Origin of the sequence: Lihuaxuella thermophila (assembly GCF_900110165.1) — a bacterium.
GTDB lineage: Bacteria > Bacillota > Bacilli > Thermoactinomycetales > Thermoactinomycetaceae > Lihuaxuella > Lihuaxuella thermophila.
Genome location: NZ_FOCQ01000005.1, coordinates 216,694 through 241,583, shown reverse-complemented (window position 1 = coordinate 241,583; position 24,890 = coordinate 216,694). Strand labels below are relative to the sequence as shown.

At 51.2% G+C, this 24,890-nt stretch carries 22 protein-coding genes; 2 read left to right on the top strand and 20 right to left on the bottom strand.

Annotated features, from left to right (window positions below; genetic code table 11):
* Positions 1-81: 81 nt before the first annotated feature.
* The 16 genes from BMW55_RS07640 to BMW55_RS07565 form a co-directional block, all read right to left on the bottom strand.
* Positions 82-1,470 (bottom strand): UDP-N-acetylmuramoyl-tripeptide--D-alanyl-D-alanine ligase, encoded by a 1,389-nt coding sequence (locus BMW55_RS07640; RefSeq protein ID WP_089967019.1) that lies wholly within the window; start codon positions 1,468-1,470, stop codon positions 82-84.
* A 5-nt stretch (positions 1,471-1,475) separates the two neighbouring features.
* The gene (locus tag BMW55_RS07635; protein WP_089966932.1) at positions 1,476-2,966 is read right to left on the bottom strand and encodes a UDP-N-acetylmuramoyl-L-alanyl-D-glutamate--2,6-diaminopimelate ligase; all 1,491 of its coding nucleotides are present in this window, start codon (positions 2,964-2,966) and stop codon (positions 1,476-1,478) included.
* Positions 2,967-3,291: 325 nt separating this feature from the next.
* Positions 3,292-5,208, bottom strand: a complete 1,917-nt coding sequence (locus BMW55_RS07630) for a stage V sporulation protein D (protein ID WP_483099581.1) — start codon at positions 5,206-5,208, stop codon at positions 3,292-3,294.
* Between the two features lie 117 nt (positions 5,209-5,325).
* Positions 5,326-7,089 carry a peptidoglycan D,D-transpeptidase FtsI family protein gene (locus BMW55_RS07625; protein WP_089966930.1) on the bottom strand — a complete coding sequence of 588 codons (1,764 nt, stop codon included), beginning with the start codon at positions 7,087-7,089 and terminating at the stop codon, positions 5,326-5,328.
* Between the two features lie 61 nt (positions 7,090-7,150).
* Positions 7,151-7,519 carry a cell division protein FtsL gene (gene ftsL / locus BMW55_RS07620; protein WP_089966928.1) on the bottom strand — a complete coding sequence of 123 codons (369 nt, stop codon included), beginning with the start codon at positions 7,517-7,519 and terminating at the stop codon, positions 7,151-7,153.
* 43 nt (positions 7,520-7,562) lie between these two features.
* Entirely contained in the window at positions 7,563-8,495 is a 933-nt protein-coding gene (gene rsmH, locus BMW55_RS07615) for a 16S rRNA (cytosine(1402)-N(4))-methyltransferase RsmH (RefSeq protein ID WP_089966927.1), read from the bottom strand.
* A 16-nt stretch (positions 8,496-8,511) separates the two neighbouring features.
* Complete coding sequence (gene mraZ / locus BMW55_RS07610; protein WP_089966925.1) at positions 8,512-8,943, bottom strand: division/cell wall cluster transcriptional repressor MraZ; 432 nt, start codon at positions 8,941-8,943, stop codon at positions 8,512-8,514.
* Positions 8,944-9,085: 142 nt separating this feature from the next.
* Positions 9,086-10,345 (bottom strand): adenosylhomocysteinase, encoded by a 1,260-nt coding sequence (locus tag BMW55_RS07605; RefSeq protein ID WP_089966923.1) that lies wholly within the window; start codon positions 10,343-10,345, stop codon positions 9,086-9,088.
* Positions 10,346-10,480: 135 nt separating this feature from the next.
* Entirely contained in the window at positions 10,481-12,121 is a 1,641-nt protein-coding gene (bshC, locus tag BMW55_RS07600; protein ID WP_089966921.1) for a bacillithiol biosynthesis cysteine-adding enzyme BshC, read from the bottom strand.
* A gap of 113 nt (positions 12,122-12,234) precedes the next feature.
* Positions 12,235-13,629 (bottom strand): MFS transporter, encoded by a 1,395-nt coding sequence (locus tag BMW55_RS07595; protein ID WP_170839809.1) that lies wholly within the window; start codon positions 13,627-13,629, stop codon positions 12,235-12,237.
* Between the two features lie 49 nt (positions 13,630-13,678).
* Complete coding sequence (locus BMW55_RS07590; protein ID WP_089966917.1) at positions 13,679-14,656, bottom strand: ketopantoate reductase family protein; 978 nt, start codon at positions 14,654-14,656, stop codon at positions 13,679-13,681.
* A 186-nt stretch (positions 14,657-14,842) separates the two neighbouring features.
* Positions 14,843-16,378 (bottom strand): acyl-CoA carboxylase subunit beta, encoded by a 1,536-nt coding sequence (locus tag BMW55_RS07585; RefSeq protein WP_089966915.1) that lies wholly within the window; start codon positions 16,376-16,378, stop codon positions 14,843-14,845.
* A gap of 14 nt (positions 16,379-16,392) precedes the next feature.
* Entirely contained in the window at positions 16,393-17,169 is a 777-nt protein-coding gene (locus BMW55_RS07580; protein ID WP_089966913.1) for an enoyl-CoA hydratase, read from the bottom strand.
* A gap of 21 nt (positions 17,170-17,190) precedes the next feature.
* Entirely contained in the window at positions 17,191-18,087 is an 897-nt protein-coding gene (locus tag BMW55_RS07575; RefSeq protein ID WP_089966911.1) for a hydroxymethylglutaryl-CoA lyase, read from the bottom strand.
* 12 nt (positions 18,088-18,099) lie between these two features.
* On the bottom strand, positions 18,100-18,315 hold the full coding sequence (locus BMW55_RS07570) for an acetyl-CoA carboxylase biotin carboxyl carrier protein subunit (RefSeq protein ID WP_089966909.1): 216 nt from the start codon (positions 18,313-18,315) through the stop codon (positions 18,100-18,102).
* Between the two features lie 10 nt (positions 18,316-18,325).
* A complete protein-coding gene (locus tag BMW55_RS07565) occupies positions 18,326-19,660 on the bottom strand; it encodes an acetyl-CoA carboxylase biotin carboxylase subunit (protein ID WP_089967015.1) in 1,335 nt (444 codons plus the stop codon).
* A 215-nt stretch (positions 19,661-19,875) separates the two neighbouring features.
* Here BMW55_RS07565 and BMW55_RS07560 point away from each other — a divergent pair, with 215 nt between their 5' ends.
* Positions 19,876-20,349, top strand: a complete 474-nt coding sequence (locus tag BMW55_RS07560) for an N-acetyltransferase (RefSeq protein ID WP_089966907.1) — start codon at positions 19,876-19,878, stop codon at positions 20,347-20,349.
* A gap of 131 nt (positions 20,350-20,480) precedes the next feature.
* On the opposite strand, the gene BMW55_RS07555 is transcribed toward BMW55_RS07560, so the two are convergent.
* The gene (locus BMW55_RS07555; RefSeq protein ID WP_089966905.1) at positions 20,481-21,101 is read right to left on the bottom strand and encodes an RsfA family transcriptional regulator; all 621 of its coding nucleotides are present in this window, start codon (positions 21,099-21,101) and stop codon (positions 20,481-20,483) included.
* A 203-nt stretch (positions 21,102-21,304) separates the two neighbouring features.
* Positions 21,305-22,075 (bottom strand): enoyl-CoA hydratase/isomerase family protein, encoded by a 771-nt coding sequence (locus tag BMW55_RS07550; RefSeq protein ID WP_170839808.1) that lies wholly within the window; start codon positions 22,073-22,075, stop codon positions 21,305-21,307.
* Between the two features lie 123 nt (positions 22,076-22,198).
* Here BMW55_RS07550 and BMW55_RS07545 point away from each other — a divergent pair, with 123 nt between their 5' ends.
* The gene (locus tag BMW55_RS07545) at positions 22,199-22,426 is read left to right on the top strand and encodes a DUF2626 family protein (RefSeq protein ID WP_089966901.1); all 228 of its coding nucleotides are present in this window, start codon (positions 22,199-22,201) and stop codon (positions 22,424-22,426) included.
* Positions 22,427-22,535: 109 nt separating this feature from the next.
* Here BMW55_RS07545 and fabV read toward each other — a convergent pair whose 3' ends face one another.
* Both fabV and BMW55_RS07535 read right to left on the bottom strand, forming a co-directional pair.
* Positions 22,536-23,729 carry an enoyl-ACP reductase FabV gene (gene fabV, locus BMW55_RS07540; protein ID WP_089966899.1) on the bottom strand — a complete coding sequence of 398 codons (1,194 nt, stop codon included), beginning with the start codon at positions 23,727-23,729 and terminating at the stop codon, positions 22,536-22,538.
* Between the two features lie 46 nt (positions 23,730-23,775).
* Positions 23,776-24,879 (bottom strand): class I SAM-dependent methyltransferase, encoded by a 1,104-nt coding sequence (locus BMW55_RS07535; protein WP_089966898.1) that lies wholly within the window; start codon positions 24,877-24,879, stop codon positions 23,776-23,778.
* Positions 24,880-24,890 lie beyond the last annotated feature (11 nt).

Below are 24,890 nucleotides of genomic sequence, written 5' to 3'. Positions count from 1 at the left end.
AAGAGCACGCCGATTCCGAAGGCAACGGCGAGCGGGATGAGAATCATACGAAGGTCCAATAAATCATACATTTTTGCTTCTCTACTCTCCTTCAGTTAATTTCTTTACTACCTGATCCAATTGAACCGCACGTGAAGCTTTCACAAGCAACAATACGCTTGGATTTCCCTCTTGCGCTAGAGCTTCGCTTGCTTCATCGAGAGAAGCGAAATGATGAATGATTCTGTCCTGTGCAGGACTCGATGCGCGGGCACCCTCCAAAATCCACCGCCCACGCTTGCCAATCGTATAAATGCGGGAAATTCCCTTCTGGACAGCATAAGCTCCCAGTTCTTTATGATAACTTTCTTCCTCTTTACCGATTTCGAGGATATCGCCCAGCAGCGCCCATTTTTCCAGATGGGGCTCCAGTTCAGCGAGCAGGTCAAGAGCGGCCCGCATGGAAGTAGGGCTGGCATTGTAAGCATCGTTGATGATGGTCATGCCATTGTTCGCCTTCTCTAACTCCAGCCGCATGCCTGTCAGCCGGACCTTGGCCAATCCATCCGCAATTTCTTCTTCGGACAGGCCGAAGTGACGCCCCACTGCAACAGCCAACAGGGCATTTTTGATGTTGTGCCTGCCGAGGAGAGGGAGTCGAAAGAGGGTATGTCGCTTGGCAGAGCGGAAAGTAAAGCCCTCCACGCCTCTCATCTCGATCTCTGTGGGAGAGTCGTCCCCATCCGTCTTCCAGCCGATGCGCACGTGCGGATGGTGATCATCAGCCAGCAATTGATTGAGCAGCGGTTCATCCCCATCGAAAATGATGGGCCCGTCCGAACGCAGTCCTTCTTTTATTTCCAATTTCGCTTTGGCAATTCCTTCTCGGCTGCCAAGAAATTCCATATGGGATTCTCCGATATTGGTGATCACGGCCACATCCGGCTTCGCCATCCTGGAGAGCAAGGCGATTTCACCGGCATGATTCATCCCCATTTCCACTACCGCCACACCGGCCTGTTCGGGCATGGACAGCAGGGTAAGGGGAACTCCTATATGGTTATTAAGGTTGCCCATCGTTTTATGCACGCGATATTTCGCACTCAAAACGGCCGCGATCAAATCTTTGGTCGTCGTTTTCCCGTTGCTTCCCGTCACGGCCACGATGGGAACACCCGACTCCGTGCGATACGCTTCGGCCAACCGCTGTAAGGCGGCAAGAGGATCGGGAACCAGAATAAACGGAATTTCCCTCTTCTCCGGCAAAGGGCGGTCGTTTTTCCACAGCGCGGCCGCCGCTCCCCGCGTGATTGCCTGTTCGATAAACTGATGACCGTCAAACTTTTCACCCGCCAACGGGACATAGAGCTGATTGGGCTGGAGTTGGCGGGTATCCGTGGAAACCCCCCGGACGAGCAAATGCCTGTCTGACGGCCCGCCGACGAGTTCACCGCCTGTCACTTTCTCAATCCACTCACACTTGCGTTCCATCATATTTATCCCTCATTCAGTTCATGAGTCAGAATTGCTTCCCTGGCTACTTCACGGTCGTCAAAGTCATAGCGAACCCCGCCGATTTCCTGATAGGTCTCATGCCCTTTTCCGGCAATTAAAACCACATCTTTCGGCTGGGCCTGGCGAATGGCATCGAAGATCGCCTGCTTTCGATCCACAATCGTCACATAACGGTCTTTTTCCACTTCCTTGAGTCCTTCCACCATATCCGCAATGATCGCCTCCGGATCTTCGGTGCGCGGATTATCCGATGTAATCACCGTCAGATCGCTGTACCTGGCGGCGATTTGCGCCATGAGCGGTCTTTTGCCGCGATCCCGGTCTCCGCCGCAGCCAACGACACAGATGACCTTCCCTTCAGCAAACTCGCGGATGGTCGCCAGGACGTTTTCCAGGCTGTCGGGAGTGTGGGCATAGTCAACCAGCACGGTATAGGGCTGCCCTGCTTGTACGGGTTGAAAGCGGCCGTCCACACTGGAAACTGACTCCAGACTCTGTTTGATTCTCGTGAGATCGATTCCTTCAAGTAAAGCCACACTGGTTGCGGCCAGCACATTATACACGTTGAACTTTCCGATCAGCTTCAGCCCGACATCGATCGAGCCCCGAAAAGTTTGCAGGGTGAATGCCGTGCCGGAAGATGTGATCCGGATGTCTTGCGCCCGGACATCAGCCGGCTTTTCGATGCCGTAAGTAATCACTTGCGCCGGAGTGATGCGGGCGAAATAAGCAGAAGCTTCATCATCCGCATTCAAGACAGCATAAGAGTTTTGACCGGGGTCATCTTCATAGCGGTTTCCCAGCTGGCTGAACAACAGGCCCTTCGCTTCCCGATATCGCTCCATCGTTCCGTGATAATCCAGATGGTCCTGTGTCAGATTCGTAAAGACGGCAGCATGAAACTGACAACCGCGTGTCCTTCCCAGATCGAGCGCGTGGGAAGAAGCTTCAATGACAGAATACTCACAACCCTCGTCACACATCATGCGAAAACTTCTCTGGAGATCAACCACTTCCGGGGTTGTGTTTTTGACCGGGAAAGTACGGTCTCCAATCTTCATTTGAATCGTGCCGATGAGACCTGCCGGGTGACCGGCATCATTTAAAATCTGTTGAATTAAATGGGAGGTGGTTGTTTTCCCGTTTGTACCCGTAATCCCGATCAGCTTCAGTTCACGAGTCGGATGACGGTAAAAAGTAGCCGCCACCACTGCCATCGCCCGTCGCGTGTCGGGAACCCGCACCACAGGCACATCAACAGTCACAGGCTCCTCCACGAGAACGGCGGCAGCTCCCTTCTCCACCGCTTGCGGTACAAACCGGTGACCGTCCACGGTAAAACCGCGCAATGCGATAAACAGGTCCCCGGGTTTTACCTGACGGGAATCGATTTGAATTCCTGTGATTTCCGTGCCAAGGTCACCGGATGCAGTATGTAAAACGAGCGGCCGGATTAGCTCCTCTAAACGCATGCTGTACCTCCTCATCCCAGAATCTCGGGCCCTTTTTCATTCTATATGCGAAAAAATGAAAGAGACAAGACAAAATGCCAGGCATGCTCCTGGCACGAGAAGATCCCGACTATATGAATCCGCCGCTATCAATCGGAAACAGGAGCTTGCTGCTCCCACTGCTCAAGGCAGCATCATCCTGATCGACGGAAAACACCGGTAGTCTGGCAAGTTGCTCTTGATTCTTGCCAAATAAGATTCTAACACATTTTGCGGAACATGTGCACCTGACAAGCGGCAGAAATATTATCAATCTTCGTCTTTTCCCATACGTTTACACGCCATTTCATTTGTTCCCCAAATAAATTTTTATCATCGACCCCTTCTTCACCCGTTTTCCCGGCTCGGGAATTTGATCGATGACAATCTTTCCTTCTCCGTAAGCTTTGAGCGGGAAGGAGTACAGGCTGGCTTTAATTTTATCAATATCCTGGCCAACCAGATTGGGTACGGATACAATCGGGGTCACGAGAGGCGTATCCTCCGGTTCAATTTGGTTGGTTCGTTTCTTCACGCCCATATAACGAAGACTGTCGTCCAGAATATTGCCGACGATGGGCGCGGCGACCACTCCCCCAAACTGAATTCCTTTGGGATTATCGACCGCTACGTAAACGACCAGTTGAGGGTCATCCGCCGGGGCAAATCCAATAAATGACACGATGTGGTTGTTTTGCAGATATCGCCCGTCCGGCCCCACTTTTTGAGCGGTCCCCGTTTTCCCCCCCACGCGGTAACCGTCTACAAATGCTTTCCGTCCTGTTCCTTTGGCCACCACGCTCTCCAGCGCATACCGGATCGTCTGGGACGTCTCCGCGGAGATGACCTTCCGTAATTTCTTTGGCTGAATCGTTTCCAGCGTCTCGCCTGTTTCCGGATCGAGCCAGGCTTTTGCCAGATGCGGTTCCATCAAATCCCCGCCATTGATGGCCGCCGCGACCGCCGCGACCTGTTGAATCGGTGTGACCGAAACTCCCTGGCCGAACGCCGTTGTCGCCAATTCCACGGGTCCGACCCTGCTTTCCCGGAATAAAATGCCCTTGGCCTCTCCATTTAGATCAATCCCCGTCTTCTGCCCGAAGCCGAAGTCTCGGATATAGGAAAACAGAGTCTCTTTGCCAAGCCGCTGCCCAAGGGTGACAAAGCCGGGGTTGCAGGAGTTTTCCACTACCTCCAGGAAAGTTTGATGACCGTGTCCTCCTCCCTTCCAGCAACGCAGCCGCCTGCCGCCGACGGTAATATAACCAGGATCGGAAAAGCCTTGTCTCAGGTTCACTTTCTTTTCTTCCAAAGCTGCCGCCAGCGTAATGATTTTAAACGTCGATCCCGGTTCATATGTTTTCCAGATGGGCAAATTGCGGTTATAGATGAGAGGATTTGCACTCCGATATTCATCCGGACGATAAGTGGGACGACTCGCCATCCCCAGGATTTCACCCGTGTTCGGATTCATGGCAATGGCGAGAGCGTTTTCCGGTTGATATTGGGCGACTGCCTGATCAAGCTCCCTTTCCATGATCGTTTGAATCGTATAATCCAAGGTTGTCATCAAGTCCAGTCCGTCTCGGGGAGGGGTAAACTGATCCTCTCCGAAAGGCAGTTTTTCTCCCTTTACATTGGCACTGAACGAGACATATCCTTTCGTCCCCTTCAACCTCTCTTCATAAACAAGCTCCAGTCCTGCCAATCCCTGATTGTCAATGCCCGTAAAGCCAAGGATATGGGCGGCTAAACTTCCATAGGGATAATATCTTTTGCTGTCTTCTGTGACCACGATTCCCGGCATCCTCAAGCCTTGAATCTCTTTCGCCTGATCTTCCGAAATCTTCCTTCCCCATGGCCTGATATAGACACTCAATGAGCGTTTCGTAATCTGCTCGTAAATTTTCTCCTCAGGGGCGCGCAAGATCCGTGCCAGTTGTTTGGCCGTATTCACCGGATTCTTAATTTGGGCCGGAATGGCCATGACGGTCGGGGAGCTGATATTGTAAGCCAGCTTTTTCCCGTTGCGGTCAAGGATGCGCCCGCGTTTCGCTTCAAAAGGAACAATGCGGCTCTGCAGATCCTTCGCTTTTTCCGTCAGCCAAACCCCTTGAAAGAGTTGAACATAAGCGAGCCGTCCCATCAAAGCTGTAAAAACGAACAACGCAATCATAAAAACGGCAAAGAGGCGCTTGCGCACGATCGAATTTAGGCCTCGCACCCCGTTCCCCCTCCTTTACAGGGTCGTCTCACTGACAAGCCTATTCGTTACAAGCACAAAAAATGCCCCAGAGAAAAGCCAACAAAAAAAGCACCCCGCGAGAGGTGCTTTTTTCCTTTATTTGATGGATTCTGCCATCTGTTTACTGGGCTGCACGGCCCGGATCTGCAACGTCTTTTTCAGGATATCCCTTGCTACGGGAGCGGCGACCTCCCCGCCGGAAACACTTCCGTACTCAGAGGAAGGCTCATCGATGGCCACGTAAATCACCACTTCCGGATCATCGTACGGGGCAAACCCGACAAAGGAAACCACATATTTTCCTTCTAAATATCCCCGCCCGTTCGGGTCCGGTTTTTGAGCGGTCCCCGTTTTGCCGGCGACACCGTAACCGAGCAGCTCCGCTTGCATGCCTGTCCCGGATTTGACCACCCCGCGAAGAAGTTCACGGACCTGTTTGGCCGTTTCCGGACGGATAATGCGACGGCCTTTTGGCTGATTAGTTTGAATGCGTTTCTTCAGCCCCGGCTCCCAGATTTCTTTCATCACATGCGGCTTGTACCAAATTCCCCCGTTGGCGATCGCGCTGACGGCTGCCACTTGTTGGATGGGAGTGACCGAGATGCCCTGTCCGAAAGCCGTGGAAGCCAACTCGGAGGGGTACGGGGATCTGCCAAAAAAGTAACCTCTTCCTTCAGCCGGAAGATCGATACCGGTCTTTTTGCCAAACTTCTGGGTTATATCTCCAAAACCAAATTTATTGATATATTCAACGAGCCTCCCTGCCCCCAATTGTTGTCCCAGCTTCACAAACGCAACATTGCTTGATTTTTCAACGCCTTCCCGGTATGTAATCGTTCCCCAGCCTCTTCCGTTATTCCAATCGCGGATGGTCCGGTCTTCCACTTGGATCGATCCCGACTGGAAGGTCGCATCAGGGTTAAAAATCCCTTCCTCAATCGCAGCGGCAAGAGTGACGATTTTAAACGTCGAACCTGGTTCAAACTGGCTTTCCACCGCGCGATTCTGTCTGTTCTCATCGTCAATGGTGGCAGCATAGTTGTTGGGGTCAAAGGAAGGCCGGCTGACCATAGCCAGAATTTCACCCGTTTTCGGATCAGCGACGATCGCTGTCCCCCCTTTGGCCTGGTAAGACTTGATCGCCTCATCCAGTTCCAATTCCACCTGGTGCTGGATCCGCGTGTCCAATGTTAACACCAGGTCTTTACCGTTGACAGGGGGGCGGTTTTTTTCGGGTTCATCAGTAATCATCATCCCGTTTTGGGCTCCAATATACCGGATATAGCCCTCCTTCCCCCTCAGCCACTTGTCATAGGTGCTCTCAACCCCGCCAGCCGGTTTATCATCGATCCGCAAGAAGCCCAGCACATGGGCGGCTTCGTTGCCGCTATATTTTCGCTTGGTCGTTTGATAACCGTAGATCCCCTCAATTTCCTTTTTTTTGCGCAGCTCCATGACCTTGTCATACACTTCCGAAGGAAACTTGAATTTGCTTCCGTCTCTCAGGTCCACTGAATCTTTTTTCTGCTGGAGCTTTTGCAGCAAAACCTTTTCGTCGATCCCTAAAATGGGTGCCAGCAAACGAGCTGTCTTTTTCTTGTCTTTTACTTTCTTGGGTGCAGCAACAAAATAATAGGCGTCCTCTTCCCAAGCCAGCTGTTCCTTGGTTCTGTCGTAAATGGTTCCCCGTTTCGGCTTCAGCTTTTCATTTTTCACCCAATTTTTAAGGGCTTCAGCCTGCCATTCATCGGAGTTGACTGTCTGGACCCAGAAGAGTCGCAGAATGATGACACTCAACAACAGGGTCAAAACGAGCCCGATCAGAAGAGAACGCTCTTTACTCTTCCTTAGCGAACCCATGATTCAGCCTCTCCAATCTACATCTTTCTGATATAACCCGAGAACAACATGTGCTCATTTTTTACGGCTGAATCGAAGGCAAGATTTTTTGTGCGTTTAACTCCAGCCCCTTACTTTCGGCAAATTTCCGAATCCGCTCCACGCTTCCCAATTTTCTTTTCTGTGTTTCCAGCCGGAAATTAACCTTTTCCGTTTCCTGAATTTGAATCTCGGTGTTGCGAATGGCCACGTTCAACTCAGTCACTTTGGCATACCTGGAAATAACGATTAACACAAGGGCTGCGCAAATCAACACGCTGAACAGATAAAGCAGCTTTTCCCCTACGGGAAGTGTTTTGAGAAGAGACTTCTTCCTTCTTTTTGCGCCGACACCGGTCTTTTTATCTGTTAAAGGCCGTGCAACCGCAAGATTCCCCCGATCCTCTCTCATCTATTTCATCCTCCTTACACTACCAGCCCTCTCCTTTAACTCCTTAACACTTCTCAGCGATTCTCAGTTTTGCCGAACGTGCTCGTTTATTTCTCTCTATCTCTTCTTTAGCCGGCAAAACCGGCTTCTTCGTCACCACACGAAGAAGCGGTCTTTGGTCACACGTACAAACAGGGAAATGTGGAGGGCAAATACAGCCTTTGGCTTTATCTTGGAAGAACTTTTTGCAGATGCGGTCTTCCAGTGAATGAAAGGTAATTACACAAATGCGTCCCCGAGAATGGAGAATTTCCACCGATTGTTCCAACGCTTGTCGAAAAACATTCAGTTCATCGTTCACGGCGATCCGAATGGCTTGAAAAGAACGGCGGGCCGGATGAGGACCCGTTCTTCTGGCAGGCGCAGGAATGGCTTGTTTAATGATGTCGACCAATTGCATTGTAGTTGCAATCGGCTTCCGTTGTCTCTGACTGACGATCTCTTGGGCGATGCGACGAGAGAACTTTTCTTCCCCATATTCAAACAGGACCCGTGCGATCTCATCTTCCGGCCAATGATTCACAATGTGATACGCACTTAATTCCTGTTGCACGTCCATCCGCATATCCAGTGGAGCATCTTGGTGGTAACTGAAACCTCTTTCTCCGGCATCCAGCTGAGGAGATGAGACACCCAGATCAAACAAGATCCCGTCGACCTTGTCAAAACCGAGCCCTTCTACGACTTGTCGGATCCGGCGAAAATTGGTTTTTACCAGATGAAGATTGCATCCGACATCTTTTAGATGCTGCTTGGCATGATCCAACGCAGTTTGATCCTGATCCAAACCGATCAACGTGCCGGATGAATCCAGACGCTCGGCGATCAAACGGCTGTGACCCGCTCCACCCAAAGTACAATCCACATATACGCCGTCCGGTTTGATATTCAGTCCGTCCACTGCTTCTTCTTTTAATACTGTCTCATGAATAAACAACTGGTTTCATCCTCGTCTACAGATCCAAATCCACGATGCTTTCGGCAATTTCGTTAAACGAATCCTCAGAGCTTAAATAATAGTCTTCCCACAAATCCTTTGACCAAATCTCGACACGTGTGGAAACTCCAATAATGACACAATCCTTTTTTAACTTGGCAAAGTCGCGAAGATTAGGAGGAAGCAATATCCGGCCCTGCTTATCCAGCTCCACTTCACAGGCCCCTGAAAAAAAGAATCGCGTAAACTTTCGGGCGTCGGCTTTGGTAAACGGGAGTGCCTTTAATTTCTGCTCTAATTGTGTCCACTCTGAGCGAGGGTATGCGAAGAGGCATTGATCCAGTCCACGAGTGACAACGAACGAGTCTCCCAGCCCTTCTCTAAATTTGGCCGGAATGATGATTCGTCCCTTGCCATCGATCGTGTGGCGATATTCACCCATGAACATGCCGCTTCGCCTCCCCTCACTCCCCCTTCCTCCCCACTTCCCTCCACTTTCCACCACATTGTAAATTATACCACACGAAAATTAAAAAATCCTGCACTTATGTGCAGGATTTAACAGGACGAGTTGAATTTTTTGGAAAACATTACAACTCCCAGCTGGCCAGGTATTTTTCCTGTTCTTCAGTCAGGTCGTCAATTTGAATTCCCTGCGACTCAAGAAAATATCGGGCCACCTGTTCATCGAGATGGTAAGGCACATCGATCACCTTGGGACCGATTTTTTGATGGTTTTCATGGACATATAAGAGGCACATCGCCTGGAGGGCAAAGGTCATATCCATGATCTCGGCCGGATGCCCGTCCCCGGCAGCCAGGTTGACCAGACGGCCTTCAGCGAGCAAGTACAGTTTGCGTCCGTCTTCCATCAGATATTCGGTTATGTCTTTGCGCACCGTCTGGGTGTTGACCGCCTGCTGTTCCAGTGCCTCGATGTCGATCTCCACATTAAAATGGCCGGCATTGGCCAGGATGGCTCCATGTTTCATCAGCGGGTAATGCGATCCGTTGATGACCCCTTTATTGCCGGTGGTGGTGATAAAGAAATCGCCGTATTTGGCCGCTTCCGCCATCGGCATGACCGAAAAACCGTCCATATGGGCTTCCGTGGCTTTAATCGCATCCACTTCGGTGACGATCACACGCGCACCCAACCCTTTGGCCCTGAGCGCAACACCGCGTCCGCACCAGCCGTAGCCGACCACTACGACCGTTTTTCCGGCCACGACCAAGTTGGTGGTACGGTTGATGCCGTCCCAGACCGATTGTCCCGTTCCGTAACGGTTATCAAACAAAAACTTGGAGTAAGCATCATTGACGGCAACCATCGGAAAACGCAGCTCTCCTGATTTTTCAAGGGATCGGAGCCGCAAAATCCCGGTGGTCGTCTCTTCGCACCCGCCCTTGACTTGATCGATTAAATCAGGGCGCTCCGCGTGAAGAATGCTGACCAGATCCCCTCCGTCATCGATGATCAGGTCCGGACGCGTTTCCAGCGTTTGGATGAGGTGATATTTGTATTCCTCCGGAGCTGGATTATATTTGGCAAACACGGTGATCCCGGATACTGCGAGGGCTGCACAAATGTCATCCTGAGTGGAGAGAGGATTGCTGCCGGTAATGGTTACCTCCGCTCCCGCATCCCGAATCAACTCGGCTAAGCAAGCCGTTTTCGCTTCCAGATGGAGAGAGATGGCCACTTTTTGTCCGGCGAGCGGCTTTTCTACTGACAAACGTTCGCGCAAACGGTTTAAAACAGGCATATGCTCCCTTGCCCAATCAATTTTCAAACGCCCTTGCGGAGCCAGATTTATATCGCGCACAATGCTTTTTTCGGCTGAATTCATGAAAAAATCCCCCTTTATGGTTTTCCACCATATGTAATCCCGTACTTTAAACTCTCTCAAATGCCCGGATTAACCAGTTCGCCACCCGTGATAACGTCGTTATTATAACTGATTAGCATGAAAAGAAAAAGGCGCTCACAGGATGATACATCGATGCTCGAATTCTTCGTTGCCTGTCAGAAGAGGGGTCTCAAGTAGGCGGCTCAACCAAGACAGACCGTACTCATTCCAGTAATTGACGAGATTGTAAACCCTCTCCTGCAGCTTATCGAGCGGCAAACAGGTATTGGAAATTTCCTCCCAGTGTCTTAATTCAGTTCGATATTTGTTCTCAATGCTCCTTTTTGTGTAGTTATAAAAATAATCTACTTGCTCTAAAATCTTCTGCTGGTTTTTTTGTCCCATTTCATAAAGATCCATGCCGATTTCTTCACTGAGCAAACGGATCAGCGGCTGATAGCTGGCGATGATTTGCTCTTTGACCGGTAAGAAGAGGTCATCCAGGTGAAAAGGTTGCCTGTCTGCCAGCCATTCTTCTTTTTTCTCGCCGAACCGGGTAAACAAATCCGACCAGGTCAGCCCAAACTCCTGCATTCTTTTATAGGCCGTACGATCAATCAAAGTCATCCGCAGGCGGGGGTATACGACCGGCATTCGGAATCCCGCTTCTTCAAATGCCTGTTTCAACAGCGCCCAGTAGGAGATTTCCCCCGGCCCTCCCACAAAAGCGAGCGTCGGAAACAGGTATTCCTGCATCAACGGCCGGGTAATGACGTTATTGCTCAGTCTTTCCGGCTCCTGTTCAGCAAGGGAAAGCAACTCATCATCGGAAAAGCTCTCCCGGCCATCCCTCGATCTCCAGAGCCCTTGGTCGCGAACCAGCGATAAACGCTCGTCTTCCACTTGCACAAACAAATGCGCCTGATTTTTTTTCAAATCGACAGCAACCGGATAACCCAGTTTTTTCAACTCTTCGGCCGTTTCCATCACCCGGCTGTGAATCGAATCATTGATTTTGATCAAATGCTTGAAAAAGGGTGCTTCCATCCGCCGCAGTTCGGGGTAAGCCGAGTCGATCATCAGCAATCCCCGATCGGCGAACAAGTGATGCATGACTCTGGCGAAAAAGCGGCTCCAAGTCACCGGTTCATTCGTCCACTTCTTCAGCCTTTCGGCCCATTCTTTTTTATATTCCCGGTCAGGCAAAATCCGGCCCAGTTCATCCAGCCAACGCTCCATCTCCTCTTTCTTGATATAAAGGGATGAGACGGGGCGCTTTTTCTCATCTCCGCTTGAAAAACGATGCTTCACCGGGACCCCTTCGCTTGTTTGTATCCAAACGTGATCGACTTCATTCCGGTCATGGTCTTCCCCGGCGATCCAAAAGACGGGGATGACGGGACGGTTCAGCCGTTCTTGTTCGCGTTCGGCCAATTGAATGATCGTGACGGCCTTATAAAGGGTGTAAAGGGGCCCGGTTAAAAGGCCGGCTTGCTGGCCGCCAATCACCACCAGACTGTCCGGTTCCGACAAGCGCTCCAGATTGCGCTGAATGGCGGGGTGATCCAGCTCCGGTTGATGGTAAGAGCGAAGCACCTCAACGAGCCGGGCACGGGAATACTGCTCCTTCCTGCCATCGACCCATTTCGCCCTCTGAACAAAACTTTCTGCGTTCATGGGATGGTATGAAAAAAAGGAATGGATGGGGTGGGCTGGTTGTAGATAATCATGAGTGATCGGATTTGATCCCGGGTATGATACAGCATCTATTTTCATGTTTTACTCCTTCTTTTACCAGGGATTTAACACACTAAACAAAAGTTAGTATAGCACAATCGAGCAGGCACTTAAATTTAATCCGGCATTGGGATGAAAGTCAACACGGAATTCTATCTGTTCTCTTTATGATTCGGTAACAGTAAGCTGATCACCAATCCCAAAAAGGAAGTGGCGGCAACCAGAAGCATCACTTTTTGCTCAGCCACTTGAATCATTGGCCGGGTCCATTCGGTCGCGGTCAACCATCCGTAATCTCCCGGAACAAAGGACCGGTATAGTCTGGCCATCGCCACCAGACCTAATGCCCCTCCTGCTGCACGGAACATGCCCAGCGTCATCAATCCGCTTTTCAACTGACGGACAGGTGCCCATTGAGATAGCGGGACATGGACAGGGGAAGCCAGCGTAAAGCTGAGGCCCCATCCAAGGAGAGCCAGCATCACCCACTGCAGCCATCCCTCACGAAACCAGGCCAAGGATGTATAGGAAATAATGGCAAACATAAATCCCAGAGCCGAAACCCCTTTAAATCCCCATTTTCTTGAAAAGCGAAAAACCAGCGGCAAAGACAAAACCGCCCACAAAAGAATGTATGCGAGCACAACACCATTGAAAAGCGAATGAAGATGAAATGGCTGACTCACCCAGGTGGGAACCAGAACGAGGGCCATCCAGCTGAACCCGGTCAGCGCCACCTGAACGTATAAAAGCCAAAAACGCCAATTGGCAAACAGATGCGGCTCCAAAAAAGGATGCTCGCTTTGCCTTTCAATCATGAATAACGGAATGATCAATCCAACGGCTACAATCCATAGCGGCATGGCCTGAGAATGCGTGAATGCAGTCCAGCCCTGCAGAAAGTCGGTGAGCGTCACTGCGGTCATCAAAAAAAGAATAATGACAGCGAAGAAGAATATCCCTTCACCGTGAATCTGGCGGCCGCGGCCGGGCTGGTCGACGATCAGCCATCTCCTGGAAGCCGCAAACAGAAGAACGGCCAAAAGAAAATAAACAACAAAAAGGCTTCTCCAGCCGAACTGGTACACGAGAAACGCCGTCACCAGAGGGATCAGAACCAGCAATCCCCCTAAAATCAGAAGAGCATTCACCTTTTTTTGCTTGTTTTTTTTGGCGATCATGCGGCGTGTTTGCAAGGCCACATAAGGAACAATCCCACTTGCCCCAATCGCTTCCATGACCCTTCCCCACATCAGCCAAACCCATTGATGGCTAGCCGCGATCATCAAAGAGCCGAGTGCAAAGAAGACCAGAGAGAAAATAAATACTTTATTTCTGCCGACATTGGCGGCCCAACCTTCCAAAATAGGCAAAGAGAAAGAAAAGAAGGCCAAATGTAAAGAAATGACCCACACACTCCAGTGAATGGGATGCAAATATTCAACCATGATCGATTCAAGGGCGGGCGTGAGCGCCACAATGTCCAGGGTGCTGAGAAAAATGGCAATGACAAATGTCTCTACCGACAACTTCTTGGGATAAAACAAACTACCGCCTCCACGATTGCTCTCCGGGATTCACCCATGTTCAGTAACATTATACCATTCCGTCTTCCGTCTCAAAGCTTGTGGCCATTTTCCGAGCTTCTTTGGCACGGATGAGCTCGACAAGCCGCCGGTTGACGGGCGTATCTACATGGGCTTGTCGCCCGGTCTTGACCACCACCCCGTTGATGAATTCGATCTCGGTGGGAACTCCCTTTTGCAAATCCTGTAACAGGGAAGAATAATTGTCCGCCGTCCTTTCGCACACGCTGCGGATTTTGGCCATCATTTCCGCATATGCAAATACCATTCCCTGACTGCTTGCCACCGCCAGGGCTTCTTTCAGGATTTGTTCCATGATGCTCGTGTATTTCCCTGATAACAATTCCCCGTTTTTGACTTCATATAACCCGGTCAACGGATTGATAACACAGTTGACAAGCAACTTTTCCCACATGCGCTTCCGTATATGGGGCTCATATTGGATGGAAAAGGCTGCTCGGTTTGGTATATGGGTCAAATCGTGCAAAAAAGAGCGAAAGTGAATGTGGGAATCCCGGCCCGTTCGCGGAAACAAGCCGACCTGTGTCTCCCCCGCTCCCGTATGTTGGACTTCATTCATTCCTTTCTTCCAAGCCCCTTCGGTCGTGACGGCCGCATAGGTCCAGGGGCGGCTCTGAAGCCGTTCTATTTGCTGCTCATGCCCCAAACCATTCTGCCAAAACAGGATCTGCGATGCAGGATGGGTGATCATCTGAATCACCGGGATGGCCTCGGGCAGGTTCGTCTGTTTTACCGTCACAAAAACCACGTCAAAGGAAGCTTGTCGTGAAATCTGTTTGATTGACTCCACTTGGGCGGGAATTTGCTCCTTTTCCTTTGTCAATGAAGTAAAGATCAGTCCTTGTTGCAATAACGTTTCCTTTTGCTTCTCCGTGCGGGTGATGAGCACTGTCTCATGGCCGGCTTTCAACATCCTTGCCCCCCACAACAGCCCCAATGCCCCGCATCCTAAGATACCGATTCTCATCGATCTGCCCCTTTAACTTCAGATCCAAAGAGCCGATCCGCTCTTTTTATCATCATACAATGACGGCTGTCGGTTTTCATCTTTACCCGGATAGCTGCCGGGACAAACCATTCCGGTATTTAGCACATGAAAAATCCCTCCCGGGCCTGCCTCGCTCCAGGGAGGGATTTTTTAGCGTTTTTTTCCTTACACCGGGTAGACCGGATGCTTGCGGCGGCTGAAGATGACTTGTTTGTTCTCGTAAGCGGCAAAGCGGCCGATCAGCTCTTTACGAAGCTCGTCGGGAGAAACGATCCCGTCGACAATCAGCTCACTGGCTAACCGGTAAATATCGATGTCTTTCTTATACTCCTCCCGTTTTTCCATGACGAACTTGGTCCGCTCCGGCTCTTCCAGTTCGGCGATCTTATTGCTGTACACGGCATTGACAGCCGCTTCGGGTCCCATGACGGCAATCTGGGCGGTAGGGAGCGCCAAACAAGCATCCGGTTCAAACGCGGGACCGGCCATGGCATACAGCCCCGCCCCGTAGGCCTTGCGAACGATGACGGAGACTTTGGGAACTGTCGCCTCCGACATGGCCGAGATCATTTTCGCCCCATGCCGGATGATGCCGGCTCTTTCCACCTGGGTGCCGATCATAAAACCGGGGACATCTGCAAGGAAGAGGAGCGGGATGTTGAACGCGTCACACAATGTGATGAACCGGGCCGCTTTGTCTGCCGAATCCACAAACAACACGCCCCCTTTTACTTTGGATTGATTGGCAATGATGCCGACCACTCTTCCGTCCAACCGGGCGAATCCGGTAATCAACTCCCGGGCAAACAGCTGTTTGATTTCATAGAACGAGCCTTCATCCACCAGGCTGGTAATCAGTTCCATCATATCAAACGGAGCGTTTTGGTTGTCAGGCACTATTTCGGCGATCCGGCGGGCGCCCTCCGGCGGATTTTTTCCGGCCATCTTCGGCGGCTTTTGTTCGTAATTGGGAGGGAAATAGCTCAGATAGCGGCGGGCAGATGCGATCGCCTCTTCTTCTGTCGCGGCCAGCACATCCCCGCATCCGCTCACCGAGCAATGCATCCGCGCTCCGCCCATCTCCTCCAAGCTGACTTTTTCTCCGATCACCATCTCGGCCATTCGAGGAGAGCCCAGATACATGCTGGCATTTTTGTCGACCATGATCACCACGTCGCAAAAGGCGGGAATGTAGGCCCCACCAGCGGCGGAAGGGCCAAACAAAATACAAATTTGCGGTATGACCCCCGACAATTTTACCTGATTGTAAAAAATCCGACCTGCCCCGCGCCGCCCCGGGAACATTTCAATTTGGTCCGTGATCCGTGCGCCTGCGGAATCTACCAGGTACAGGAGCGGCACTTTCAACTTTTCCGCCGTCTCCTGGATGCGGATGATCTTTTCTACTGTACGGGCGCCCCAGGAACCCGCTTTGACCGTGGCATCATTCGCCATCACGCAAACGATTTGACCATGGATTTTGCCGATGGCGGTTACCACTCCGTCCGCGGGTAAGTCACCGGCCGTAAAATTGGCAAACAACCCGTCTTCCAATTGAAATTCATCATCAAACAGAAGCTCCAACCGTTTGCGAACAAACAGCTTCTTCTGCTGCTCCAATTTTTCATGATATTTTGGAGCTCCGCCGGCCTTCACTTTTTTCAGGTTTTCTTCCAGCTGTTCCAACCAGGTATCTTTCATCTTTATCCACCCCGTTATTCGCCGCGATAAATCGGTTTTCTTTTTTGTCTGAACGCTTCCAGTCCTTCCAGACGGTCTTTGGTCGGGATCAGGGTTTCATATGCCTTTGTTTCCAGCGCCAGGCCGGTGGCCAGGTCGGTTTCCAGCCCCTGATCGATGGCAAACTTGGCCTGGGCGAGTGAAAGAGGAGCGTTTTCCCGGATGATGGATGCCAGTTCCATGGCTGTCTCCAACGCTTTGCCTCTCTTCGCCACCCGGTTCACCAAACCGATTTCTTCCGCCCGCTCAGCCGAAATCTTTTGCGCTGTGAAGATCATCTCTTTCGCCCTGGCTTTGCCGATGAGCCGCGGCAGGCGCTGAGTCCCCCCGGCTCCCGGAATAATGCCGAGAGAGACTTCCGTCAGGCCAAACGTGGCTGATTCGTCAGCGACCCGCAAATCACAGGCAAGGGCCAGCTCCGTTCCACCGCCCAGGGCCACCCCGTTGACCGCGGCAATCACCGGCTGGGGCAGGCGTTCGATCTTGGTGAATGTCTCGCGGATCAGATGAATATACCGGCGGACTTGATCTTCGGTAAACGTGCGCCTCTCTTTCAAATCGGCCCCAGCACAGAAAGCTTTGTCCCCTGCTCCCGTGATGATCACCACCCGTGTCTCCTTCATAAAAGCGAGGCGGTCGGCAACCCCGGATAATTCCACCAGCGCATCCATATTCAAAGCGTTGTATACTTCAGGACGATTGATCGTAATGACGGAGATCCCTTCATGATTCTCCCATTGGATGACAGACAACTCCCTCACTCCTTTTCCGATTCAGGCTTCTCTGCTTCCGGCATAGCTTCGCAGGACTTTGGAAGGCAGGGGTTTTCCCAATCTCTTCTCCACCCACAGACTGGTCTCACACAGGGCATCCAGGTTGATGCCCGTTTCCACTCCCATCCCGTGCAAGAGATAAACGAGATCTTCCGTGGCCAAATTGCCCGCAGCACCCGGTGCATACGGGCAACCGCCCATACCGCCAAAAGAGGCATCCAGGGTGGTGATTCCCATTTCCATCGCCACGTAGGCATTCGCCAGGCCGGTTCCGCGCGTATCGTGAAAATGGCCGGCCAGACGGTCCGCCGGAAAGTGCTTGATCAATTCTTTCAAGACCGCCTTTACTTGAACCGGAGTAGCTACACCGATCGTATCTCCCAGGGAGACTTCGTAAACTCCCATCTCAAACAGCCGTTCACAAACTTTGATCACTTGGGAGACAGGTACGTCCCCTTCATACGGGCAGCCAAATACGGTGGAGACATATCCCCGCACTTTCTTTCCCCGCTCCCGCGCCAACTCCACCACTTCAGCAAGCACAGGGAACGTTCCGTCGATCCCCTTGTTGATGTTTTTGCGGTTATGCGTTTCACTGGCTGACATGAACACGGCAAACTCATCCACCGCCGTTTCCAGGGCACGTTCCAGTCCTTTGCGGTTCGGAACGAGCGCTCGATAGGTGACGGCCGGTCGTTTAGACAGTTCTTTGGCTAACTGCTCGGCATCGGCCAGCTGAGGAACCCATTTCGGATGGACAAACGAAGTCACTTCCAAATGACGGATTCCCGCCGTGATCAGACGGTCGGCGATTTCCCGTTTCACTTCGGTCGGCAAAACCGTTTTCTCATTCTGCAATCCGTCTCTTAAGCCCACTTCCACAATTTTTATTTTCATGTGGTGCCCCCTTTACTCCTCCAATTCGATGAGCACTTCACCATCGTTCACAAAAGCGCCGGCTTCCACTTTGATTTCTTTCACTCTGCCCGGCTGATCCGCCTGTACGGGAACCTCCATCTTCATCGATTCCAAAATGATGACATCCTGACCCGCCTCCACCTGATCCCCCTGGGAGACGAGAACCGTGAGCACTGTACCGGCCATACTCGCTTTTACTTGAGCCATTTGGTTCACCTCATTTGTTCGTACTTTTGTTTAAAATCTGCGTGGAATAATGCCCGCTGACAAACTCCGGATGTTCAAGAAGTTCCAGCAGGAGCGGCAGGTTTGTCTTAATTCCTTCCACTTGAAAATCTTTTAATGCTTGACGGCTGCGTTCGAGTACTTCCTTCCGGCTGAAACCGCTTACAATACACTTTGCAATCATCGGATCATAGAAAGGCGAAACGGTATTGCCCGTTTCCACGCCGGCGTCAATCCGAATTCCTTCTCCCTGCGGGGGGTGAAACTTCGTCAACCGGCCCGGTGAAGGCATAAAGGTGACGGGATCTTCCGCATAGATCCGAAATTCCATCGCATGCCCGCTGGCCTGTACCTGTTCCTGCGTTACGGGGAGATGCTCCCCTTCCACCAACGAGAGTTGCAGATCCACCAGATCCAGTCCCGTAATGGACTCCGTCACAGGATGCTCCACTTGCAAGCGGGTGTTCATTTCCAAAAAATAAAACTCATCATCGGGCCCGAGCAAAAATTCCACTGTTCCCACTCCGGTGTAACGAACCGCCTTCGCTGCTCGAACCGCCGCTTCATACAGACGCACTCGTGTCTCGGGCTGAATCGACGGCGATAAACTCTCCTCAATCACTTTTTGATTGCGCCGTTGCACGGAACATTCCCTTTCGAACAGATGAATCACATTCCCTGCTGAATCAGCGGCAATCTGCACTTCGACGTGGCGGGACCGTTCGATCCATTTCTCCAAAAACAGCGTCTCATCCCCAAAATAAGCTTTGGCTCTTGACTGAGTCGACGGGAATGTTTTTTCCAGTTCGAGCGCATCCCTCGACACTTGCATCCCGATGCCGCCACCGCCTGCACTCGCTTTAAGCATGACGGGAAAGCCGATTTTTCCGGCCTCTCGGACGGCTTCTTCGATGCTGCCCAGCCCGTCCGTTCCCGGCACCACGGGGACTCCGGCTTCCATCATCGTCCGGCGCGCAGTGACTTTATCCCCCATCCGGGCAATCACGCCGGGTTCCGGTCCGATCCAGATCAGTCCCCGGTCGATAACTTTTTGGGCAAAGACCGCATTTTCCGACAGGAATCCATAGCCGGGGTGAATGGAGTCTGCTCCGGTCCGGCTGGCAGCTTCCAAAATCGCTTCCATATTCAAATAACTTTTGGCCACTGGCGGAGGACCGATCAGGACAGCTTCATCGGCCAGGGATACATAGGGCAGCTCACGGTCCGCTTCGGAGTAAACCGCCACTGTTTTTAACCCCCGTGACTTGCAGGAACGAATGATCCGGCATGCAATTTCTCCGCGGTTGGCGATCAACACTTTTTGCAGTTTCATATGTCACCTCGCCGTGTGGGTATTGGATTTGAGCAAATGCAAAAACATCCCTATATTCATATTATTTTCTTATAAATGCATATGAAGCAACAGGAGAATATAGAGATCCATTCTAAGTGGTTCGACAGTGTCCGTTTTTTATCCTGCTTGATTTGACTTATGATACAATAAGGGCAAATCACAGCAAAACGCCAGGGGGGAACCGAACCATGCAATCACCCAAAGTCGAAAGGCTGAAGATTAACTATAAGACATTAGAGGAATTCCAAAAATTTCATGAATATGGACTTCCGGAACTTTCCATGTTGGAAGATCTGGAAGCCAATATGGTGGAAAACGACAATAACTCTCCTTTTTACGGCATCTACCAGGATGGTAACCTGGTGGCACGCATCAGTTTATACCGGGTGGATGCCAAATATGACCGCTATTTTGAACCCGCCCAGGATTATTATGAAATCTGGAAACTGGAAGTATTGCCCCAGTATCGCAATCAAGGGTTGGGAACCGCGCTGGTTTCCTATGCAAAAAGCTTGTCTCTGCCGGTAAAAACCAACGCCAGGCATCGATCTGACCCGTTCTGGCTAAAAATGGGCTTTCAACCGGTTCGCTACAACCCCGAAAGGGACCGGGGAGAGAGTCCTTATGTTTGGCTTCCTCCCGGCGTCAAATTGAGAGACTAGCTTATAGAGACCAGTCAGACATCCTGCCCAAACCCCGGGATGATCACCGGGCAGCCCAAACGAAGCAGGGGTTATTTTCCACAAAAAAAGACCCACCTTCCCGGGGATTGTGGGTCTCGATCATTTTAACGTCATTTATCCACTCTTTCCAAATTCCCGTTTTCCTCCATGCGGAATTTGGTTTTTCCCAATGCTTCCTCTTCATCGGTCAAAAGTGCCATTTTACGCGCACGCTCCATAATTTGGACCAACGTGCGATAATCGTCGTTAACGATCCGGTAATCGCTCTGCACATGGTTGAGCTGACTTTTCATCTCGTTATTCTCCCGCTCCAGCTTTTTGAGTTGCATCTCTCGTTCTTCCAACTCTTTCTCTAGCTGTTTTTGCTGTCTGCGCAGCTCATTCACTTCATTTTTATGCTGCCTCAAAAAACGGATGATATTATCTAATGAATAAGCGGGATCATCCATGGTACCGAGGTCATTGGAATAAGAGCGGTATGAGAGGTTTCTCTTTTTTTCCTGGTTTCTCTTCTGCCGTTGGGCTTTGGCAATTTGAATAGCGGCTTCATATTTTTTACGAACGGAACTGTTCCAACGAAAACCGCACGCGGCCGGGGTTCTGCCCAGTTTCTCCGCCACTTCTTCAAAAGCGGACAACTGGGTTCCGCCGTCGCGAATATGCCGGAGCGTCACTTCAGCTAAAACCATATCGTCCTCCGGTGTCCATGCATCTTGGCGTTTCACAGCCATGCTGGTACCTCCTGTCCTTCGACTAGCATACATAGTCTAATATTCCGTCACTTTACTGTATGCAAATGATATAAGTCATAGTATATGCTTCTACTAATTTTTATTACCAAGTGCAATTGGAAGTATACCTGAATTCCACCGGCCTTCCTTCCAATAAAAAAAGCCCTGTCTGAAGGGCTTTTTTCCTGAAAGTTTCCTTAATCCTATGAACGGTTGCCGCGCGTCCGGTTTAAAAAAGATTCCACTGCTCTTCGATGTTCCTCCGTCCCCCAGCATTCGGAACAACTCTTCGCTTCCAAGGGATAAAGTGCAGAAGAGGAGACGCCTTTTTCTACCTGGCGGGCGATCTGTTTATATGTTTTCCTCACTTTGGCCGGCACACTTGCTAGACGCTTGGCAAAGGCGGCCACCTCTTCCGTGAATCGTTCGTGCGGAAAAATATGGTTAATCAGTCCGTATTCCTTGGCCTGTACGCTGGTAAGGATTTCACCGGTTAAAAGGAGCTCCAGCCCGCGGCTGGTTCCGATTTTCCGAAATAAACGGCTGGCTCCTCCCCAACCTGTTGTGATCCCCAGTGTCACCTGGATCATCCCGAATTTCGCTTGATCTGAAGCGAGGCAAAAATCGCAACCGGCCACAATCTCGCACCCTCCTCCCACCGCGGCTCCTTCCACAGCGGCGATGGTGATGGCATCCAACTGATAAATGCGCTCCAGGATTTGACCCATCCGTTTCATCACCAGGTAAATCTCCCGGCCGGTCAGTTGATGAAATTCCTCCAGATCCCCTCCGGAAACAAAAGCTCGTTCATCCCCGCTGAACACAATGACCCCGATCTCCTCATCATCTGCGAACCGTTCGATGATCTGTTCCAATTCATCCATCATCTGAAGATTGACCGCATTTCTCACCGTTGGCCGGTGAAAGCGAATCCAGCCGATGTCATCTTGTTTGGAAGTAAGAAGTGTCTGCATTTTGAACATCCTTTCTCCTTCGCTTGATACACTCAGGGGCGGAGGGTATAATAAACCTGTGTTGGATTAAGGCAGATACTTATTGATGCGTGAGAAGGCATCAGTTAGGAAGGAGTGGGGCACGTGGACCGCATGTTTCGAGTACTCGGATTCTGGACCTTCGTCATCGCACTGATGTTCCTAGCAGGTCATATGTATATTCCAGCCGCCCTCTTTGCGGTACAAACCGTGCTGTTTGTCGGATTGGGTTACCTCGGCCTGACCGAGCGAACCTATATGTACTTATTTGGCGGATATATGTTCCTTTCTTTTGTAGGTATGGTTGTGTACTCAACATTCATGATGCACTGATCATGATTCCGTCAAAAGCCGGGCTCCCGATCGGGAGCTTTTTTCTTTCACCCGGAGAAAAAGGGAGCAAGGGGATCGCCCCCGGCTCCCTTTTTGTTTTTGCCGGTCATTAAGCATTCAGGCTGGGAATTTTCACATCAGGATTCACATCGGCTTCGTAATCCACGCCGTCCGTTTCAAAACCAAACAACTGGAAGAAGTCTGTCCGGTACCCTTCAAGATCGGAGATGGATTTTAGGCTCTCGCTGTCGACCTGGTTCCAAAGAGCCAAGACCTCTTCCTGCACGTCTTCCCTCATTTCCAGGTCATCCACGCGGATGCGGCCTGCTTCATCCACTTCCACGGACGAACCGGAATAGAGCCTGTCCGCAAAAAGGCGGTACATCTGTTCGATACAGCCTTCATGGAGCCCTTTCTCTTTCATCACTTTAAAGAGGAGGGATATGTACAGGGGCACAACCGGAATGGCCGAGCTGGATTGCGTCACCACCGCTTTGTTGACGGAGACGAACGCGCGCCCGTTCAGCTTTTTCAACTGGGCATCCAATTCGTGGGCCGTGGCTTCCAGATGGTCTTTCGCCCGGCCAACAGTTCCTTCCCGATAGACGGGATGAGTGATTTTGGGTCCGATGTAGGAATAGGCAAGGGTGATCACGCCATCTGCGAGCACACCGGCCTCTTCCAGAGCATCGATCCACATTTTCCAGTCTTCTCCGCCCATGACGGCCACCGTGTGTCTGATTTCTTCTTCTGTCGCCGGTTCCAGGGTCACTTCTGATACCTTTCCGGTATGGAAATCCACCGTTTTATTGGTATATGCCTGTCCGATCGGCTTCAACACGGAAGAAAAAACTTCGCCCGTATCAGGATGAACCCGCCTCGGTGCTGCCAGGCTGTAAACGACGATATCCACTTTGCCAAATTCCTTTTTGATCAGGTCGATCGTCTCTTGTTTGATCTCGTTGGAGAAAGCATCGCCGTTGATGCTTTTGGCCACATAGCCCGCTTCCGTGGCCGCTTTTTCAAATGCAGCCGTATTGTACCAGCCGGCTGTAGCTGTGCGTTTTTCCGAACCCGGCTTTTCAAAAAATACGCCGATGGTATCCGCTCCGGCGCCAAAGGTGAGAGCAATTCTGGACGCCAGGCCGTAACCGGTGGATGCTCCGATGACCAATGCCTTCTTCGGTCCCTGAATCGGCTTTTGGCTTTTCACATAGTCAATTTGCTCTTGAACTTGTTTTGCACATCCGGTCGGATGGGCAGTGGTGCAAATAAATCCGCGAAACTTGGGTTGAATGATCATCCTTATTCCATCCTCTTTCATTTCGTATTTTAGAATCCTGTCTCTGTCAGCATGGATGCTGCAACCCTTTGGCTTGCAGCAGGACTTGGAACGCTTCCCCCATCGCCTGAGGAAAGATGAGTTGTTGAATGGCCCTTTTCCGCTTGGCCTCAGGGGTAAACGGATCGCCCGGCAACTCCGGTGGCAACCATTCCAGGATGCCTGCCTCCAGCAAAAAGCGCGATTGAGACTGGTACGAAAGAACGGAAAGGCCAACATCTTCACCCAGAATCTCAAGCGCCTCAAAATTGACATGGCTCGTTATGTCCATCTCCCCCGGTCGGCTATACCAATCCGACGAAAGCCGGTGATGCCGGTATGAGCGGAGAGTGCCGTAACGGCGGTCGAGTAATTCAGCATGACGCCCGCCGTAATCGATGGTTAAAAGATACCCTTTCTTCATCCAAGAAGCAACCTTTTTGAGCCATTCCATCGCGGCCAGATGAACTTCCATCTGCTGTCCTTCCGGAAGCCGGATCGACAAGCGGGAGAGATAGGCGCAAATCCCGGGGTTTGTGAGCGGAATCCACACCTCCGTCAATGTTTGCAAATCGGCATCCCATGCTACATAGGCTTCCAAAAGTTGTCCTCTCTCTTTTTTTATCCGATGAACGGGGAAAGCGTCAACCAGCTCGTTACTGTAAACGATGCTAAAGGGATAGGGAGGAATTTGCCCGATGTGATCCACCTGGGCGAACGGAACGGGGAGACCGGCAAGGCGTGCCTGTTGCAATTTTCGATGGTAGGGGCTCTTCTCAACCAGATAAAAATGGATCTGTGCCGGATCCTGGCCCGCCTCGAGCAAACCTTGAGCCACTTGTTCCGCCAGGCGGCCATCCCCTGCACCCATTTCGACAATCGCCCATTTGCCCTGAGGGTTGACTTGTTCCCTCTTTTTGAGAAAAAAGCGGCTTAATACTCGTCCGTAAATGTCTCCCACGTGGGCATTGGTGAAAAAGTCCCCCTCCCTCCCCAACTTGGGGTGTTCCCGGTTGTAATATCCCCACTTTGGATGGTAGAGAGCCAGTTCCATGTAACGGGAAAAAGGAATCTTGTTCATCCCTGACTGTCGGATTTCGCTCACGATCACAGAAAGCAACTCTTCCGGCACCTGACCAAGCT